This is a genomic window from Crossiella sp. CA198 (assembly GCF_052078295.1).
Classification (GTDB): domain Bacteria; phylum Actinomycetota; class Actinomycetes; order Mycobacteriales; family Pseudonocardiaceae; genus Crossiella.
Window position 1 is genome coordinate 65482 of record NZ_JBQJIM010000020.1, and the last position, 17180, is coordinate 82661.

Here is a 17180-nt window from a genome sequence, read left to right on the forward strand (position 1 = left end):
GCCGGGGCCGCCGGCGATCGCCGACGGCCCCGGATCCGTTCAGTCGCCCCGGATCTCGACCTCGTCGAGCATGGTCCACGCGGTGGACCCGTCCACGGTGACCTTCACGAACTGACCGGTCAGATTCAGGTTCACCGACCGGTAGGTCTTGGTCTGCAACCGGGCGCTGACCGCCGGCAGGTCGATCGACGGCACCTCGGTGTAGTGACCGTCCACTGTGGAGGACACCGCGTAGGTCACCTTGGCCGGCAGGAACACGTAGTCCTCCCGCACCTGCAACCAGCCGCTGGTGATCTCGTTGATCGTGCGCTGCTGGCCGAGGTTGATGATGAAGGAGTACACGCCCGCGGCGTTGCGGCCCTGCCAGTCCGGGGTGTAGAGCGCCGGGCCGTGCTTGCCGTCGGTCAGCTCGTAGCCGCCGTCGTCCGGATAGCTGCTGTCCGCCGGTTTCCCGGTCAGATAAGGACATCCGCGCTGACCGTCGGCCGCTCCGCAGCGGGCGTAGTTGACCTGCGAGACCTTCTGGCCCTCGGTGGCGGCCTCCGCGTAGTTGCTCAGCTCCGAGGTCCGCCCGGAGCCGTCGAAGGCCCGGACCTGGTACTTGTTCAGCGAACCCGGGTTGAGCTGGCGGTCGGTGAACCCGCCCTGCGGACTGATCTTGGTGGCCACCAGCTCGTCGTCCCGGTAGATGAAGTACCCGGCCACCCCGCTGGTGCCATCGCTGGAATCACCCCAGCTCAGGTGGATGGTCTGGGAGCCTTCGGCCCTGGCGGTGAGCGTGCCGGGCCGGGACGGGTTCTCCGGGTCCAGGCCCGGCGCGTCCCGGTCGCTCAGCGCGGCCCAGCGCCGGTACCCGTTGAGGTAGGCCTGCGAGCCGAACTTCGAGCGCGGCGACTGGTAGTGGTTGAAGGAGAAGGACCAGAACACCTCGGTCTGGTCCTGCACCGCCCGGATCGCCTCCACGATCTCCTGGGTGGAGGTGGGTTGCAGCCCGGACGCGCCGATCTTGAACGTCTCGGTGTCCGAGATCAGGTAGGTCAGCGCGTCGGCGGCGCCCAGCGCCTTGTTCAGTTCGGCGTACCAGGGGTGGATGGTGGTCGGATCACCATGTCCGGCCCCGATTCCGTCCTGCAGCGCGATGATGTCCAGGTCGATCTCGCGCAGCATCCTGGTCCACATCTCACCCCACTGCTGCGGGTTCTTCCAGCCCGGCAGCGCCCGGTTGACCGCGTTGAAGAACGGCGCGACGGCCACCGGCTTGCTGCCGGTGAGGAAACGCAGTTCCCGCACGACCTTCTGGTAGAAGCCGATCATCCGGCCCTCGTCGCCCGCCCCGGAGAAGTTGACGTTGTCCATCTCGAAGGACAGGTACCAGCCGCGGAAGGACCTGTTGTCGCCGTAGCGGCTCCACAGCTCCTTGGCCAGTGCCCTGGCGATGGTCGCCTCGTTGTCCAGGAAACCCTGGTCCCGCGCGTAGGTCTTCCACCAGAAGTCGTTGACCTGCAAGCCGACCCACACGTCGATGCCCGCGGTGTTGGCCGCGCGCAGGGTCCGCGCCACCACATCGGTCTTGGTGACCAGCTGGTAGCCGCCGAGCGCGTTCGGGTAGATCGCGGTCTTGGCGCCGTTCTCCCGGTTGTCGTGGGAGTTCGCCGTCCACTGCAGCACCAGCTGGGTGATGTTGAGCTGCTTCATCATCGCGAACTCATCGGCGAGCTGCTGATCGGTCCACTCGTCGATGAGGTCGGGCTGGATGAAGGAGCCGCTGATCCGGCGGTCGGTTTCCTTGGAGCGCGGCAGGTAGGGCGGCGGGAACTGGCGGCCGCAGGTCTCGCAGTCGTCCACCGGCTTCACCCGGAACTCGTCGCCGTCCAGGATCCGGTTGGCGTTGTAGAGGTGGATGTTCCAGTGGTTGCCCGCGGCCTGGTTGTCCTTGTTGGTGATCAGCCGGGCCGAACCGTGCCAGGCGGGCTGGTCCGGATCGGTGATGCCGGTGGCGGCGCCCTCCTGGGTGGAGGCCCAGGGGTACTCGTCGCAGTCCTTCTCACTGCGCGGGCCAGCCCACAGCTCGTTGCAGATCAGCTTGGAGGCGTTGCGGTTCTGCCCCTGTTTGGCGCTGTCCATCAGCCGGTGCAACGGCCGGTCGTAGCCGGGCACGTTCTTGGTGTTGCCGGGGTGCTTGGGATAGGTCCGGCGCGGGTGGAACTGGGCGTCCAGGATGTGCCGGGTGGTCTCGGTGACGGTCAGATCGCTGGTGCGCAACAGGTCGTAGCTCGGGGTGAAGTCCGGGAACACGGTGCCGGTGGATTTGTTCAGCGCCGACCCGGCGGTGTCGAAACGCAGCACCGAGCGGGTCATCTCGTCCTCGCCCCACGGATCCACACCCGGCATCCGGGAGGTCATGAGCATCCGCAGGTCGAAGCCGTGCCGGAGGATCTTGTGCACGCCGGCGCCCGCGGTATCCGGGGAGGTGATCCGGAAGGTGTGCTTGGGGTTGTCCCGCCACTCCACGTTGGTCCGGATCTCACTGGGCGTGCACTGGACCGTGTCGGCGTTGCAGCCGTCGATCCAGACCCGGAAATCGGTCTGCTCGTGGATGGTGCCGCCCTTGAGATCGACATCGTCCATGCTGAAGGTGAAGTCGATGGCGCGGCTGTTGTCGTAGGAGATCACCAGCAGGCTGTAGTCGAATTCCATCGTGGCCAGCGGAGAAGTCGGCGGCGGCGTGCCACCCCGCCGCCACAATTCGGCCTTGCGGCTGCCCAGGAAACACTGCTGGTACCGGTTGCGCGTCCAGCCCTGCTGGGTGAGGGCCTGCCCCCGGCCGATGCCGTTGCACGCCTCCCGCAATTCCTGCTCGGCGGCGTCCTTGGCCGCCTGGGAATCCCCTGGCAGCCGCGGCCGCGGCTTGCCCAGGTTGCTCAGTCCGAACGGATCCTCCGCTGCGGCCTGCGCCCTGGCCGCCTCGCGCTGGGTCCGAGCGGCCCGGTCGGCCGCACTGGCCTGGGCTTCCTGGCCGCTGGCGGCGGGCGGGACCGGTTTGGGCGCCGCGGTGGCGGGCAGCGCGGTGGCCACCAGGATCGCGGCGAGGAAGGGCAGGAAAACGCCAATGGCGCGGAACGCACGCGTGCGCGTACGGCGCGTCAGTATTCGACGCTGCACGGAATCTCCCCAGAATGGTGGTGCGAGCCCCGACAACCCGCGAATGAGCAAACAGGGAAAGCGTGCGTCCTGTTCGGGTAGTCAGCAATACGCCGTTTGGCCTAAAATTTGCCGTTTAGTGCCAGGTCAGCGGGCCATGTTAAAAGGGCTTGGCGCATTTCCGGGGTTACTGGAAAAACACCGGCAGGTCGGGTGGCCACCCGGGTGGCGGGGCGGCCAAGATGAGCGGCGCTTCACTTCCCCGAGAGGAGATGGTCGCCCTGACCCGCAAGAGGATCGCCCGCCCCCTGCTCACCGCCGCCCTGCTCGTCACCACCCTCGCCGCCGCACCCGCGCACGCCGCCACGAACCCGGTCGCCGCGGCCCCGGCCCAGCCCATCGCCGCCGTCCGCGCGCTGCCGCTGGGCAGCACCGTCACCGTCGCCGGCGTGGCGACCACCCCGTCCGGAGCCTTCGAGTCCAGCTTCTACGACAAGGGTTTCGCCATCCAGGACCGGACCGCGGGCATCTACCTCAAGCTCGCCACCGACCTCAAGGTCGCGCCCGGCAGGCACACCCGGATCACCGGCACACTCACCAACAGCTCCGGCCTGCTCACCCTCGTCCCGGCCACCCCGGCCGCGGTCACCCTGGGCCGGGAGGGCATCCCGCCCCAGCCGCAGTGGCGGGCCACCGGCGGGGTGGGCGAGGTGTCCGAGGGGCGCCTGGTGCGGGTGCTGGCGCGGATCACCAAACCGGTGCTGGACGACCTACCGTACGGTCGGAAGGTCTTCCTGGACGACGGGTCCGGGGAATTGACGATCTTCGTGAACACCCAGACCGGGATCGATCTGAGCCGGTTGCGGGTGGGGCAGTGGCTGCGCGTGACCGGGTTCAGCAGCCAGTACGACACGCACTACGAGATTGATCCGCGCTTCCCCAGGGACCTGGTGGTGCTGCCGGGCTGAGGCGTCCGGCAAAGTAATGCTGGACACCGGTAACGCGTCGTTACTAGTTTGTGCGGTGTGGCGACAGGCGCGGTGACCGGGGCACTGGTCCGGGAGTTGAACCTGCACGCCGTCTATCGGGCGGTGCGGCAGACGCATCCGGTGACCAGGGCGGATCTGGCCCGGCAGTTGCGGACCTCGAAGCCGACCATCGGGCGGGCCGTCGAGGCGTTGCTGGCGGCGGGGCTGATCGAGGAGGTGGCCGCGCCCGAGGATGCCGCCGGGTACAGCGCGGTGTACTTCGGGCCGAGAGCGGGGGCGGCCGCGGTGCTCGCGCTGGACCTGGGCACCCGGTACCTGCGCGGCATGGTGACTGATCTGGACGGGGCCGAGCTGGCCCGGATCGACGTGCTGGTGGACGGGCACCGGCCGGCCCGGGTGCTGGCGGCCGTGGCCGGGTTGCGCGATCAGCTGGTGGCGGCGGCGGGAGTGACCCCCGAACTGGTCACGATGGGGATCGCGGGGGTGATCGAGCCGCGGACCGGGGTGGTGTACTCGGCGAACCAGCAGGACCTGGACGGGTTCGCGGCCGCGGCCGGACTGCGCGCGGCGCTGGGGTGTCCGGTGCTGGTGGAGAACGACATCAACCTGGCCGCGGTCGGCGAGGGCTGGCGGGGGGCCGGGGCCGGGGTGCGGGACTTCGCCTTCCTGCACATCGGCAGCGGGGTCGGGGCGGGGCTGGTGCTCGGCGGGGAACTGCACCGGGGGCGGAACGGGGCCGCGGGGGAAATCGACTTTGTGCCGGAGGGGCAACGGTTCCAGCCGGACAGTCCGGCCGCGGACGCGTTCCTGGCCCAGGTGTGGCAGCGCTCGGACTTCGTCAACTGCGAGGACGTGCTGGCCGCGGCGCGGGCGGGGGACCGGCGCGCGCTGGACCTGGTGGCCTGGGAGGCGGACCGGATCGCCGAGCACGCGGCCCGCCTGACCAGTGTGGTCGACCTCGGCCTGATCGTGCTGGGCGGCGGGATCGGGCTCAACGGGGACCTCCTGGCCGAGCCGGTGCGGGCCGCGCTGTCCTGGCTCACCGCCTACCCGCCCGAGATCGAGATCTCCCGGCTCGGCGAAGCCGCCATCCTCACCGGCGCGGTCGCCACCGGGCTGCGTTCGGTGCTCACCGACCTGGTCACCAGGCGGGTCGCCGCCCTGGAGTGACCCGGAACTGGTTCGTCGCACACCACATGGGAGGTTCGATGAGACGGATCGTTGGCGCGCTCCTGCTGGTCGCCGGACTCACCGGCAGCAGCGCGACGGCCATCGCCGCACCCGCGGCGCCGGTCGAGCTGATCGCGGGACAGGACTGGACGCGGTTCGCCGGGGCCGAGGTCACCGGGCAGGGCGTGCGGATCTCGGCGCTGGACCGGTGGATCGTGGGCACGGATGGAAAGCGCTTCCAACCCAATCCGCCGGTGAACCTGCTCGGGCCGCGGCTGGAGGTCTCCGGGGACTTCCAGCTCGACGCCGGAATCTCGGCCACGGGCGGGAAATCCGCCTACCTCCAGCTCTACGGCGCACCGCCGATCATCTACGACGAGTGGCGGCAGGAACCGCCGAGCGTCCGGCTGGGCCTGGTCGGCGGGCAGCTGGAGGTCGCGGTGTGGGACGGCAAGGCCAATAAGGCCAAGGAGGTCAGGAAGTTCGGCTCCGGGGTGGGTGGCGAGGTGGCGATCACGCTGCGCCGCACCGGATCCACCCTGGCCTTCGCCGTCGGCGGCAGGCAGGTGGGCACGGTGGCCGAGCGCGGGGTCTTCGGCGGCGGGCAGCTGTGGTTCGGCGCGGACGCCCAGACCGGCGGCGGCTGGACGTTACGTTCGCTCAGCGCCACCGGCGCGGTGCGGGTGCGCAAGGCCCCGGACTGGAAACAGGGCACGGTGGCCGATTCGCTGCGCGGCCGGGCACAGAAGCTGGCCCGGCCGATCGGGGTGGGCGCGGCGCTGGCCATCGCGCCGCTGGTGGCCGATGACCGGTACCGGGCGATCGCGGGCGAGCAGTTCGACTTGATCACCCCCGAGAACGACATGAAACCCCAGTTCCTGCAGCCCACTCGCGGGGTGTTCGCCTTCGCGGAGGCCGACGCGCTGGTGGACTTCGCCCGCGCCAACGGGATCAAGGTGCACGCGCACACCCTGGTCTGGTTCGAGGCGCTGCCCACCTGGATGCGTTCAGCGCCGGACAAGCGCGCGGTGCTGCTGGAGCACATCCGTGCGGTGGCAACACATTTCGCCGGCCGGGTCACCGAATGGGACGTGGTCAACGAGCCGATCAACCAGGACAACCCGGACGGCCTGGAACACAACCTGTGGTACCAGGCCATGGGCGCGGACTACATCGCCGAGGCATTCCGCGCCGCCCGCGCGGCCGACCCGGACGCGGTGCTCTACCTCAACGAGTACGGCGCCGAAGCGGACGGCGGCCGCTGGAACGCCTTGCACGCCTTGGTGAAGAAGCTGCGCCAGGCCGGGGTGCCGATCGACGGGGTCGGCCTGCAGAGTCACGAGTACGACGCCGCGGACCGGGTGCCCGCGGAGACCTTCCGCAAGAAGGTGCGCGCGCTGGCCGCACTGGGACTGAAGGTGCGAGTGTCCGAAATGGACGTGTCCACTGCGGACCAGGCGGTGCAGGCCAAGCAGTTCGGCGAGCGGATCGCGGTGTGCCGCCAGGAACCCAACTGCACTGGGTTCACCAGCTGGGGTTTCACCGACCGCTACGGCTCCACCGCCGACGCCAACCGCTACCCGCCCCTGCCCGGCAACGCCCTGCCCTGGACCACCGGCCTGCAACCCAAACGCGCCTACACCGCGCTGCTCAACGGCCTGACGCCGTAGTCGCTCACCAGCCGGTGAAGACCACCGATTTGCCCTGACTGGAACCGAACATCGCCGTCGAGTCGTGGCCCACCCCGGGCACCGTCACCATCCGGTGCGGCAGCCCGGGGAACTGGCCGCTGACCGAGTTGAGGTAGGCCTTGCCGCGCTCGAACCGGTTGCGCCCCTGGGCTTCCGCCGGGCAGGTGGTGTCCAGTGAGCTGTCCCGTTCGGTGTCCCGCTCGCCCAGCAGATAGGTCACCTTGCGCGAGCTGTACCAGCCGCGGATCTGCTCGGCGCTGGGCTCGGACATGTACGGATTCCGTTGCCGCAAACCGTATTTGTAGTTGTCGTACCCCGAGCAGGACCCCAGCGCGGGACGGCGTGAGTTCAGGTACAGGTAGCTCGACGGGTTCGCCGTGACGTAGCTGATCTCCAGGCCGGACAGTCCGGCCGGGGCGGAACTGCCCGCGGCGTAACGCTGGACGAACTGGCCGCCCGCGGAGTGACCGGCCAGGGTGACCTTGGTCAGGTTGGGGAAGCGGGACTTGTCGGCCAGGGTGCGCAGGATGTGGTCCAGGGCGGTGAAGGAGCTGAGACCGGCCGGGCGGACCGCGTTGCCGCCGTCCTTCCAGGATCCGGTGCCGCCGTTGGTCCAGTAGGCGTCCTGCCTGCCCGGACTGTCCTCGCCGGTCTGGAAGTGCGGGGCGATGATCGCGGTGCGCTGGGTAAGCGAGCCCGCGGCCTTGACCATCCCGTCGAAGTAGCCCTGGGCGTTGCGGCCGGTGCCGTGCACGACCACCACCGCGCCGGTGACCTCCGGCGCGCCGGTGAGCGGATAGGTGGCGTGGTAGGGGAGTTGCGCGCCGCCGGGCAGGGACAGGCGGGACTGGCAGCTGACCGTGCAGGGCTGCCGGGCGGCGGTGGCGGCGGGGGCGCCGGTGAGCAGCAGGCCGGCCAGCAGGGCGGCGGTGGTGAGTGCGGCGCAGGCTCTCGTGGTCATGGCGCGGACGCTAGGTCGGCCGCCCGGGACAGGTCCCGGTCAGCGATCGGCGGGGGTGGCCAGCACCCAGTGGAAGGTGGCCGGGCCCTCCGGTTCCCGCATGGTGACCGGCTCGTCGACCAGCAGCCGCAGCCCGGCCGCGCGCAGCAGCACCCGGTTGTCCGCAGGGGGATGGCTGCTGAAGAACATCGGCGCGCCCAGCCAGTCCGCGTCCACCCCGTTGCTGCCGCTGGCGCCGAGCGCGGCCAGGAACAGTCCGCCGGGCCGCAGCCAGCCGGCGATCCGGGCGAACAGCGCGGGCTGCTCGGCCCTGGGCACGTGCAGGATCGAGTAGAAGGCGGTCACCGCGTCCAGGCTGCCGGGCCGGACGTCCAGATCGGTCATGTCGGCCTGAGCGAACCGGGCGCCGGGCACGGCCAGCCTGGCCAGCTCGACCTGCTTCGCCGACAGGTCCACCCCGAACACCCGGTGCCGCTCGGCCAGCCTCGCCGTGCCCGCGCCGCAGCCGAGGTCGAGGATCTCGGAACCGGGGGAGAGCCGCGCCAGCAACAGCTCCAGGAACCGCGACCGCGGATCGCCCTGGACGCGCGCGCTCCAGTCCAGGTATTCCTGCGCGATCACGTCGTAGCCCGCTGCGACGATCTGCCTGGCATCCTCGACCACATCCCGACGGTAGCGCACCGGCGAACTGTGGCTGAGGACACCAAAACTGTGGCCTGCTGCGCCGAATGGGTAGTTTCGACCCGGTGTCCACCGAACCCGCCCCCGGCCGCCGCCGCACCCTGACCAGCCTGCTCCTGGCCCTGGTGCTGGCCATCGCGCTGGTGGGCACGCTCGGCGCCACCGGCCAGGCCCGCCTGGTGCCCGACCCCATCCCCGGCGAACCCCTGGCGCTGGTGGAGGGCATTCCCGGCCCGGAGACCGGCCCGCCCTGCCCGCTGGACAAGCGGTACCTGGACGAGCCGCCCACCGGCCTGCGCGAGGACGTGGCCCAGGCCTGGCAGCGGCTGCGGGCGAAGGCGGCCGAGGCGAAGGTGCAGCTGTGCGTCAATGACGGCAAGCGCAGCGTGGGCCAGCAGGAACGCGAGTTCGCTGAGGCGGTCCGCCGCTTCGGCACCGCCGCGCTGGCCAGCCGATACGTGCTGACCCCGGAGAAATCCATGCACGTCAAGGGAATCGCGGTGGACATCCAGCCACTGGCCTCGGCCGCCTGGGTGGAACGCAACGGCCGCGCGCTGGGCTGGTGCCGCCGGTACCAGAACGAGGAATGGCACTTCGAGTACGACCAGAACCACGTCACCGCGGGCTGCCCGGCCCTGCTGCCCAGCGCCACCGGCAGCTGACCCCGCCGGATAGCCTGACCCGCGTGCAGGCCCCAGCCGACGTCGTCACCGCACTGCTCAAGGCCACCGAACACCGCGATGTCGAGGCGATCCTGCACCACCTGGCCCCCGACGTCCGCTACCAGAACATGCCACTGCCCGCCGTCCGCGGCACCCGGGCGGTGGCCAGGCAGTTCGGCCTGCTGCACCGGCTCTACACCGGGTGCGAGGTGGAGATCACCAACATCGCCACCAACGGCGAGGTGGTGCTGACCGAACGCTTCGACGTCATCCGCCGCGGCGACTGGAGCGCGCGGTTCTGGGTGTGCGGCACGTTCGTGGTGCGGGACGGGCGGATCACGCTGTGGCGGGACTACTACGACCAGGCGGCGTTCCTGGGGTCCTGCCTGGCGGGGCTGGGGCGGGTGGCGCTGGCCGGGGTGCGCGGGCGGCGCTAATCCGGTCGCGGCGAGCCCGCCGCTGCCGGATGATCCGCCGGTGCCCACCACCGTCTGGCTCGGCCGTGACCGCGAACTGACCCCCGGCGCCGAGCTGTTCAGCTCGGACCGGACCTTCCAGGTGTGGGACTACACCGCCAGCCATTGCCGGCTGCTGTTGCGCAGCCCCGGCGACGGCGACCGGACCCGCATCGACCTGGTGTTCGCCGAGGTCAGCGAGATGAAATTGAGCGCGGCCTACGTTGGCGGGCTGCGGATCCACTGCGCCGCCGGGTCCGCGGGCCCGGACCGGCGCCGGTTCCTGCTGACGGCCGAGGGCATCGCCGACCACGTCGTGGCCGGCGCCGTGGGCTGGCACGAGGACCAGGACCTCGGTCAGCCCAGCCACTTCGCCGACCCCGCCCCGACGCCACCCTGGGCACGAACCGATCTCCAGGGCGGGCACGGCGGATTCGGCACCCCGCTGGCCTCCGTCGAGGAACTGATCCACGCCGTCCGCACCGGCGGCCAGCCCACCGCGGACCGGACCCGCTACCGCTACGTCTACGTCCTCATCGCGCGGTTCGACCACGAGCCCGGCGACCCGCACGGCATCGGTGCGTTCCTCACCCGCGAGGAGGCCGAGCAGCGACGGCGCGAACTGCACGGCAGGTTCCGCGACGCGACCTTCACCATCGACGCGGTCCCGGTCGGCATCTGACGCCCGGGGTCAGCCGGAGAGCGGATACGCCATCGACACCCCGCCCAGGAACACCCCGTTGGGCAGTGGCACCCGGGTCCGCTCCACCTCGCGAAACCCGAACGCCCGGTACAACGGCTCCCCGGGCAGGGTCGCCATCAGCACCAGGTCCCGGAATCCCGCCTCGCGGGCCGCTGCCACGCACCTGGCCAGGATCGCCCGGCCCAGTCCCCGGCGGGTCCAGTCGCCGTGCACGAACATGGCGCGCACCCTGGCGGGTTCGGTGGCCGGGTCCAGCAGGCGGTCGTCGGTGGGGGCGGCGCCGGAGCCGGTGTAGAGCTTGTCCCGTCTGCTCCAGCCGCCGCAGGCGACGACCTGGCCCGCGGCCTCGTGCACGAAGTAGGTCCCATCCTCGATGAGGACCGGGTCGGGCACGGTGAGGTACTGGGCCGCGGCCTCGGTTTCGGTCCGGTCGTGAAACTGGGGGAACACGTCGAGGACCGAGGTCCGCATGAGCGCGGCGATGCCGGGCAGGTCGCCGGGTTCGGCGGCGCGCAGCACCGGATTCGTAGATTCATCCCCATGAGAAGCCACACCGAAGTGAACCAGATCCGCCGCCCCGGCCGCTGCTGCTAGCCTGCGCCGCCATGACGACTGCCCGGGTGCGCCTGGTCGAGATCACCGCGGACAACCGGGACGCGGTGTGCGCCCTGCGCGTGCTGCCCGCGCAGGAACGCCTGGTCGCCCCGGTGACCGCCTCGCTGGCGGAGGCCGCGGCCACGCCCGAGGGCGAGCCCTGGTACCGGGCGGTCTACGCGGGCGAGGAACCGGTCGGGTTCGTGATGCTGAGCTGGAACGTGCCACCCGGCAGGCCCGGCGTCATCGGCCCGTACTTCCTGTGGCGGCTGCTCATCGACGCCGCGCACCAGGGCCGCGGCTACGGGCGGGCCGTGCTCGCCCAGGTCGTCGACCTGGTCCGGGCCGACGGGGGCACCGAGTTGCTGACCAGTCACCAGCAGGGCGAGGGCAATCCGGGGCCGTTCTACCGCGGGCTGGGTTTCGAGCCCACCGGCGAGGTCGACGGGGACGAGATCGTGCTCCGGCTCGTGCTGACCGGCTGAGCACCGGCCAGCACGAGAGCGGACTTGGGGCGGCCTACTCAGCTGGTCTGGTAGGTCAGGCAGTTGGCCACGTGCTCGCCCTGGCCGGGTCCGATCCGGACGCTCGGCGCGGTGCACTCCAGCGAGGCGTTGTGCATGCAGTCGACGCGGGAGCAGGCCCCCACCTTGGCCACGACCTTCTCCAGGCCGCCCTTGGTGCTCAACGGGATGAACGTGCCGCAGTCGGCGGCGCCGTTGTCGCCGCGCACGGTGATGGCGAAGGCGTGGCACCCGTCGTGGTTGTAGGAACAGCCGCTCACCGTGCACGAGTGCACGGCTGGCATGGCCGGGTTCTCCAGCGTGGTCATATCCGCTCCTGTGTTCCGTGGTGGGAATCAGTTCGGCGAACTCGACCCTGCCACCGGTATCAGGAGCCCGCAATTCGAGCGGGGTTTAGGCAAGCCTATCCTGCCTGGACTCACCGGCCGTATTCGCGAATCCAGTCGATCTCCATCGACGCCTCGGCAGGCGTGGGTGCGGCGATCGGGTCGAAATCCAGTTTGATCGTCGGCGCCATGGGCCTGCGCGGCATGTTGTCGGGGTCCTGGTGCTGGAACCACGCTTCGCCGTTGAGGTAACCGAAGACGCCGGACTCCGACCACTCCACCGCGAAGTGGTTCCACTCGGTGAGATCGACATCGCGTTCGCCGCCGAGGCGTGCCTTTCCGCCCGGTGGCGCGAGGAAAAAGTGGACGTGCTGCCGGTTCGCGTCATTCTTGTTTTCCATGAAGACGATTTCCTCGCCGGCCACGCCCGGATTCTCGGCGGGCCACAGGGTCAGAATGGCGCGATAGCAGGCGCAGCCCTTGGGCACCCGGATCCTGGCCTCCCACCGGCCGCGGAGCAGGCCGGGGCCGCCGCGGAGGTAGCCGGTGTCGCCGTTGGGCAGGCCGGTGAGCACGAGCGCGTCGTTCCGCACGGTCACCCGGTCCTTCATCCGCCGCCCTTTGTCGTCCCGGCCCGGCCGGGCGTCCGCGACGTCCCAGCCCTCGTCCACGCCCGCGCTGAACTCCGCGCGCTGCTTGGGGTTCCCCCACCCGTACCGCTCCGCCGCGGTGGTCGCGAGGGGGCCCGGCGCGGGGAAGAAAGCCGACCACTGCGAGGCGAGGACCACCACGGCCGCGGTGACCACCAGGGCGAGCGCCGCGAGCAGCAGCGGCCGCCGGCGCGAGGCGGGTTTCCGGCCGGTCGGCGGGACGGCCGCCGCCACCACGGCCTCGCCGGTCTCGGCGGCGGCCACCACGGCCGCGCACAGTTCCTGACTCCGTGCGGCGGAGGGCCGTTCGCCGGGTGCGGTCTGCAGCAGCTCGGTCAGCACCGGCGTCAGCGGGCCCGCGCGCCTGGCCGGTTGCAGGTCCCCGGCGGCGGCTCGCCGGAGCTGCGCGTACGGCCCCAGCTCCTCGCCGCCCCACGGGCCGATGCCCTCGATGACCGCGAACAGCGTGGCGCCAAGGGAGAACACGTCCGAGGGGGCCAGCGCCTCCGCGCCGTTGGCGACCTCGGGCGCCAGGTAGCCGACGGTGCCGCCGACCTGTTCGCTGTTGGTCCTGGTGACCTCGGACCAGCGGGAGATGCCGAGGTCGGTGAGTTTGGCCGTGCCGTCCTCGGTGAGCAGCACGTTGGCCGGTTTGACGTCGCGGTGCACCATGCCGTGCCGGTGCATGACGGCCAGCGCCCCGGCCAGTTGCGCCCCGATGCGCGCGGCCGTCACCGGATCCACCGGCCCGTCCTCGGCCACGATCGCGGCCAGGCTGCGGGAGGGCAGGTACTCCATGACCAGCCAGCGCTGCTCGCCGTCCAGGACCACGTCGAACACGGTCACCACGTGCGGGTGGTGCAATCCGGCGCCAATTCGCGCCTCGCGGCGAATTTGCCCATTGTCGCCGGTCTGGGACCGCTTGAGCGCGACCACCCGGCCCAGTTCGAGGTCGGTGGCCCGCCACACGATCCCCATCCCGCCGGACCCGATCTGATCGGTGAGCTGATAGCGCTGCGCGATGACCTGTCCACGGTGCACGGGCCGCAGTCTAGGGCGTGCCCGGTAACGGAACGGCCCTTACCGAACCCGGCTACACCAGTGCGTTATCCAGCGGAAAATGTATGGAGTGCTGCTACCGCCGGAGCACCGGGTTCATTTCCCGGCCGGTGTTCAGAGCCAGCCGCGGCGGGCGGCCTGCACCCCGGCCTGGAACCGGGTGGTGGCGCCCAGGCGGTCCAGCAGCATCGCCACCCGGCGGACCACGGTGCGCCGGGACAGGTCCAGTCGCCGGGCGATGGCCTCGTCGGTGGCGCCGCTGGCCATCAGGGTGAGGATGACCCGGTCCCGGTCGTCCTCCAGGGCGTCCACGCCGACCGCGGAGATGGGCACCGCGAGCTTCCACAGCGTCTCGAAGGTGTTGGACAGCGCGGTGAACAGGCTCGATGGCCGGATCAGCAACGCGACCACGCTCTGCCCGCCCTCGGCTTCCAGGGTGACCACGGCCAGCTGGTCATCGGCGATCACCAGTTTCATCGGTGGTTCCTTGAGGGTGCGGGCCTGTTCGCCCGCGGCGATCATCCGCGGGATGTCCGGGATGGTGCCGTCGTTGAACGCCGACTCGTAGTAGATGGTGCGATACCCGACCCCGGCGGCCATCCGGTCGAACTGGAGGGTCTCCTGGTTGGCGTAGTAGGAGGGCTGGGCGAAGTACGGCGGCCGGTCGATGATCCGCATCTCCTGGGTGGCCGCCCGCTGCATCCGCTGCATGGTGGCCAGGATCCGCTCGGTGTCGGCCAGCACCTCCAGGGCGCCGTAGTGCCCTTCCTCGCGCCGGACGAACCGGAAGAGCCGCTCCAGCTCGGTGCCGGACTGGCGGGCCTCGGCCCGGCGCACCGCGTCCCGGCGCAGCGCCGATTCGGTGATCTCGGCGGGGGAGTGCGCCTCCCACGCGCCGCCGTCCAGGGCGACCGCGACGTTGCGCGCGACCAGCTCGTGCAGCAGCCGCCGCACCGTGTCGGGTTTGATCCCGGTCTCCGTGGCCAGTTCGGCCACCCCGGCCCTCGGCAGGCAGACCAGCGCCCGGTACACCCGGCCGTGCTCGGTGCCGGGGTCCAGCGCCTCCAGCACCATCCACCCCCGCCGCGCGCTCGCCCTGCGCGCCCGACCATAGGAGGCGGCCTCTCCGGCGGTCAATCCGGGGTGGGCGGGCGGCAGGCCCGCGGACCGGGGTCCACGGGCCTGCCGCAGCGGATCGTTCAGCTGCACACCACCGCGGTCACGGCGTCCGAGGCCAGCTTGACCCGCGGCTCCTCGGCCGGGGTGACGCTGGTCAGCACCACCGCCTTGCGCCCGTTCTCGGCGCGGAATCCAAAGGTCAGGTACCCAGGGATGGCCCCGTTGTGCCCGTACACCCGCACCCCGCAGGGCAGCTCGTAGGTGGACAGCCCGAGTCCGTAGAAGCCGCCGGGCAGCGGGGTCTTCATCTCGGTCAGCAGCGCGGGCGGCAGCAGTGCGCCGCCGAGCAGCAGGTCCAGGAACTTGGCCGTGTCGGTGGCGGTGGAGTACATCGCGCCCGCCGCCCAGGCCATGGTCGGGTCCTGTGAGCGGGAGTCGATGCGCACCGGCACGAACGGCACCGCCACGTACCCGGTCACATAGGGGGTGGGCATCAGCTGCTGGCCCGCGTTCTGCAGACCGGTGCCGCCCAGCCCGTGCGGGAGCAGGATCCGTTCGGCGATCTCCTGGGCCACCGGGCGTCCGGTGAGCTTCTCGATGATCAGGCCCAGGATGATGTAGTTGGTGTTGGAGTAGCTGTACTTGCTGCCCGGCGCGAACTGCGAGCCCTGGTTCAGCCCGGACTTGGCGTGCCCGGTCACGTCATAGGTGCGCCACCAGTTGGTGGGCAGCGCGGCCATCACGTTGAGGTATTCGGCGATGCCGGTGGTGTGCTGCAACAGGTGCCGCACGGTGATCTTCGTGTCGTCGTTGGTGGTGCCGGTGGCCAGGCCGGGCAGGTAGGCGCCGAACCCGGTGTCCAGGGCGAGTTTGCCCTCGCCGACCAGCTGGAGCACCACGGTGGAGACGTACATCTTGGTCAGGCTGCCGATCCGGAAGTGGTCCCGGTCGCCGATCGGCCGGTTCTCCTGTCCGGAGACCGCGCCCGCGTGCACGGACCAGTCCGCGCCGCTGCCGAACAGGAAGGCCGAGGAGCCCATCGCGCGCTGCTGGGAGACCAGCGCGGTGACCGCGGCCTGCGCGGCCGCCTTGCCGTAGGCGGGCGGTGCGGCGACCGCGCCGGGGGCCACGGCCACCGCGGCGGAGGCGGCGACGGTGGCGACCACGGCCCAGCGCCGGGTACGGGTGAGCAGAGACATCAGGGGTGTCCTTTCGTGGGACGCGGCGGTCAGCTCTTGTCGCACAGCGCGGTCACGGTGGCGTTCGCCAGCAGGCCGGGGCCGCCGCCGTTGGCCAGCGCGCTGCCGCCACTGCCGCCGCCGAAGGGGTCGAGCACGTTGACCGTGGTGAAGGCGGCCCGGCCGTCGGCGGTGGCCACCGCGTTGGACTCGTAGCCGGGCCAGAGTCCGTTGTGGCCCCAGGCCTCGCCGCCGCAGGGCAGCGGGTAGCGGCTGATGCCCAGGCCGTAGGCGATCTCCGGCGCGCCCGGTCCCGTGTACGGGGTGAGCATCTCGGCCAGCCGCGCCGGGGGCACGACCTTGCCGGTGAGCAGGGCCTGCAGGAACTTGGTGGCGTCCTGGCCGCTGGTCACGATGCCGCCGCTGGAGCCGCCGATGCTGGGCTCGAACATCTGCGTGACGTCGAGGTAGACCACCCGCCCCAGGTAGCCGCGCACGTGACCGGGCGGCAGTGCCTTGGTGCCCACCGGCACCATCGTGGTGGACAGCCCGAGCGGGGTGATGATCCGCGCGGTCAGCTCCTCGATCCAGCCCCGCTTGGTCACCGCCTCGATGATCATCCCGGCGAGGATGAAGTTGGTGCCGGAGTATCGCCAGCCCTGGCCGGGCGCGAAGTAGGGCGGGTTGGCCAGCCCGAGCGCGGCGACCTGGGCCAGGGTGAACTGGCGGAGCTGGAACTGCGGGTTGCGCAGGGCCACGTCGACGTAGTCGAAGATGCCGCTGGTGTGGTTGAGCAGCTGGCGGACGGTGATGTTCCGGCCGTCGTACCCGTTGCCCTGCACCACGCCCGGCAGGTAGGTCTCCACGCTCGCGTTGAGGTCGACCAGGTCCTCCTCGGCCAGCTGCAACATCATCGCCGCGGTGAAGGTCTTGGTCAGGCTGCCCGCCCGCACCCGGTGTTCCGGCCCGACCGGCAGTGCCTGGCCCAGCATCCGGGTCCCGCTGGTCACGCTCCACATGGTGTCGCCGTCGCGCACGGTGGCCCCGGCCCCGATGGCGGCCCTGGCGCTGCGCTGCGTGTCGATGGCGGCCTGGGTGGCCGCGTGTTTGGGCGGGTCGGCCAGGGCCGCGGGCGCGGTCAGCCCGGCCACCGCGGCGGCGGTGGCCAGCGCGACCGCCAGCCGGGTCGGCTTGGACGTCGTGGACATTGTTCGGTGCCCCCAGGAAGTGGCGGAAGAACCCGGGAACGGCCCCCGGGCGTCGCTGATTCTTCCCGT

16 protein-coding genes are annotated in these 17180 nt (G+C 71.0%); 7 read left to right on the forward strand and 9 right to left on the reverse strand.

The window, feature by feature from the left end; translation table 11 throughout:
• Positions 1 to 39: 39 nt before the first annotated feature.
• Positions 40 to 3162: a DUF4434 domain-containing protein gene (locus ACTOWY_RS30805; RefSeq protein ID WP_441313111.1), complete on the reverse strand. Its 3123-nt coding sequence runs from the start codon at positions 3160 to 3162 to the stop codon at positions 40 to 42.
• A gap of 251 nt (positions 3163 to 3413) precedes the next feature.
• On the opposite strand from ACTOWY_RS30805, the gene ACTOWY_RS30810 reads away from it, so the two are divergent.
• Genes ACTOWY_RS30810 through ACTOWY_RS30820 form a run of 3 tightly spaced genes read left to right on the forward strand, consistent with a single transcriptional unit; the run spans position 3414 to position 6970 of the window.
• Entirely contained in the window at positions 3414 to 4109 is a 696-nt protein-coding gene (locus ACTOWY_RS30810) for a hypothetical protein (protein ID WP_441313112.1), read from the forward strand.
• A gap of 57 nt (positions 4110 to 4166) precedes the next feature.
• The gene (locus ACTOWY_RS30815; RefSeq protein WP_441313113.1) at positions 4167 to 5300 is read left to right on the forward strand and encodes an ROK family transcriptional regulator; all 1134 of its coding nucleotides are present in this window, start codon (positions 4167 to 4169) and stop codon (positions 5298 to 5300) included.
• 38 nt (positions 5301 to 5338) lie between these two features.
• Positions 5339 to 6970, forward strand: coding sequence for an endo-1,4-beta-xylanase (locus ACTOWY_RS30820; RefSeq protein ID WP_441313114.1), 1632 nt, complete (start codon positions 5339 to 5341; stop codon positions 6968 to 6970).
• Between the two features lie 4 nt (positions 6971 to 6974).
• Here ACTOWY_RS30820 and ACTOWY_RS30825 read toward each other — a convergent pair whose 3' ends face one another.
• Together ACTOWY_RS30825 and ACTOWY_RS30830 are read right to left on the reverse strand one after the other, a co-directional pair.
• Complete coding sequence (locus ACTOWY_RS30825; protein ID WP_441313115.1) at positions 6975 to 7952, reverse strand: hypothetical protein; 978 nt, start codon at positions 7950 to 7952, stop codon at positions 6975 to 6977.
• A 39-nt stretch (positions 7953 to 7991) separates the two neighbouring features.
• A complete protein-coding gene (locus ACTOWY_RS30830) occupies positions 7992 to 8633 on the reverse strand; it encodes a class I SAM-dependent methyltransferase (RefSeq protein WP_441313116.1) in 642 nt (213 codons plus the stop codon).
• Between the two features lie 65 nt (positions 8634 to 8698).
• Here ACTOWY_RS30830 and ACTOWY_RS30835 point away from each other — a divergent pair, with 65 nt between their 5' ends.
• From ACTOWY_RS30835 to ACTOWY_RS30845, 3 genes are read left to right on the forward strand one after another with little or no spacing between them, the layout of a single operon-like run.
• Positions 8699 to 9295, forward strand: coding sequence for a D-alanyl-D-alanine carboxypeptidase family protein (locus tag ACTOWY_RS30835; protein ID WP_441313117.1), 597 nt, complete (start codon positions 8699 to 8701; stop codon positions 9293 to 9295).
• A gap of 23 nt (positions 9296 to 9318) precedes the next feature.
• Positions 9319 to 9732, forward strand: a complete 414-nt coding sequence (locus ACTOWY_RS30840; protein ID WP_441313118.1) for a limonene-1,2-epoxide hydrolase family protein — start codon at positions 9319 to 9321, stop codon at positions 9730 to 9732.
• Between the two features lie 40 nt (positions 9733 to 9772).
• Entirely contained in the window at positions 9773 to 10432 is a 660-nt protein-coding gene (locus ACTOWY_RS30845) for a hypothetical protein (RefSeq protein WP_441313119.1), read from the forward strand.
• A gap of 9 nt (positions 10433 to 10441) precedes the next feature.
• On the opposite strand, the gene ACTOWY_RS30850 is transcribed toward ACTOWY_RS30845, so the two are convergent.
• Positions 10442 to 10972: a GNAT family N-acetyltransferase gene (locus tag ACTOWY_RS30850; protein WP_441313120.1), complete on the reverse strand. Its 531-nt coding sequence runs from the start codon at positions 10970 to 10972 to the stop codon at positions 10442 to 10444.
• Positions 10973 to 11058: 86 nt separating this feature from the next.
• Here ACTOWY_RS30850 and ACTOWY_RS30855 point away from each other — a divergent pair, with 86 nt between their 5' ends.
• The gene (locus ACTOWY_RS30855; RefSeq protein ID WP_441313121.1) at positions 11059 to 11532 is read left to right on the forward strand and encodes a GNAT family N-acetyltransferase; all 474 of its coding nucleotides are present in this window, start codon (positions 11059 to 11061) and stop codon (positions 11530 to 11532) included.
• Between the two features lie 38 nt (positions 11533 to 11570).
• Here the strand turns inward: ACTOWY_RS30855 and ACTOWY_RS30860 are convergent, their stop codons facing one another.
• The 5 genes from ACTOWY_RS30860 to ACTOWY_RS30880 all read right to left on the reverse strand — a co-directional run bounded on the left by ACTOWY_RS30860 (position 11571) and on the right by ACTOWY_RS30880 (position 17111).
• Positions 11571 to 11879: a DUF1540 domain-containing protein gene (locus tag ACTOWY_RS30860; protein ID WP_441313122.1), complete on the reverse strand. Its 309-nt coding sequence runs from the start codon at positions 11877 to 11879 to the stop codon at positions 11571 to 11573.
• A gap of 110 nt (positions 11880 to 11989) precedes the next feature.
• Positions 11990 to 13588, reverse strand: coding sequence for a protein kinase domain-containing protein (locus ACTOWY_RS30865; protein WP_441313123.1), 1599 nt, complete (start codon positions 13586 to 13588; stop codon positions 11990 to 11992).
• A gap of 132 nt (positions 13589 to 13720) precedes the next feature.
• Positions 13721 to 14815 (reverse strand): helix-turn-helix transcriptional regulator, encoded by a 1095-nt coding sequence (locus ACTOWY_RS30870; RefSeq protein WP_441313124.1) that lies wholly within the window; start codon positions 14813 to 14815, stop codon positions 13721 to 13723.
• A complete protein-coding gene (locus ACTOWY_RS30875) occupies positions 14806 to 15924 on the reverse strand; it encodes a serine hydrolase domain-containing protein (protein ID WP_441313125.1) in 1119 nt (372 codons plus the stop codon). Before ACTOWY_RS30875 ends, ACTOWY_RS30870 begins: the two co-directional genes overlap by 10 nt.
• A gap of 29 nt (positions 15925 to 15953) precedes the next feature.
• Positions 15954 to 17111, reverse strand: coding sequence for a serine hydrolase domain-containing protein (locus ACTOWY_RS30880; RefSeq protein WP_441313126.1), 1158 nt, complete (start codon positions 17109 to 17111; stop codon positions 15954 to 15956).
• Positions 17112 to 17180: the final 69 nt, after the last annotated feature.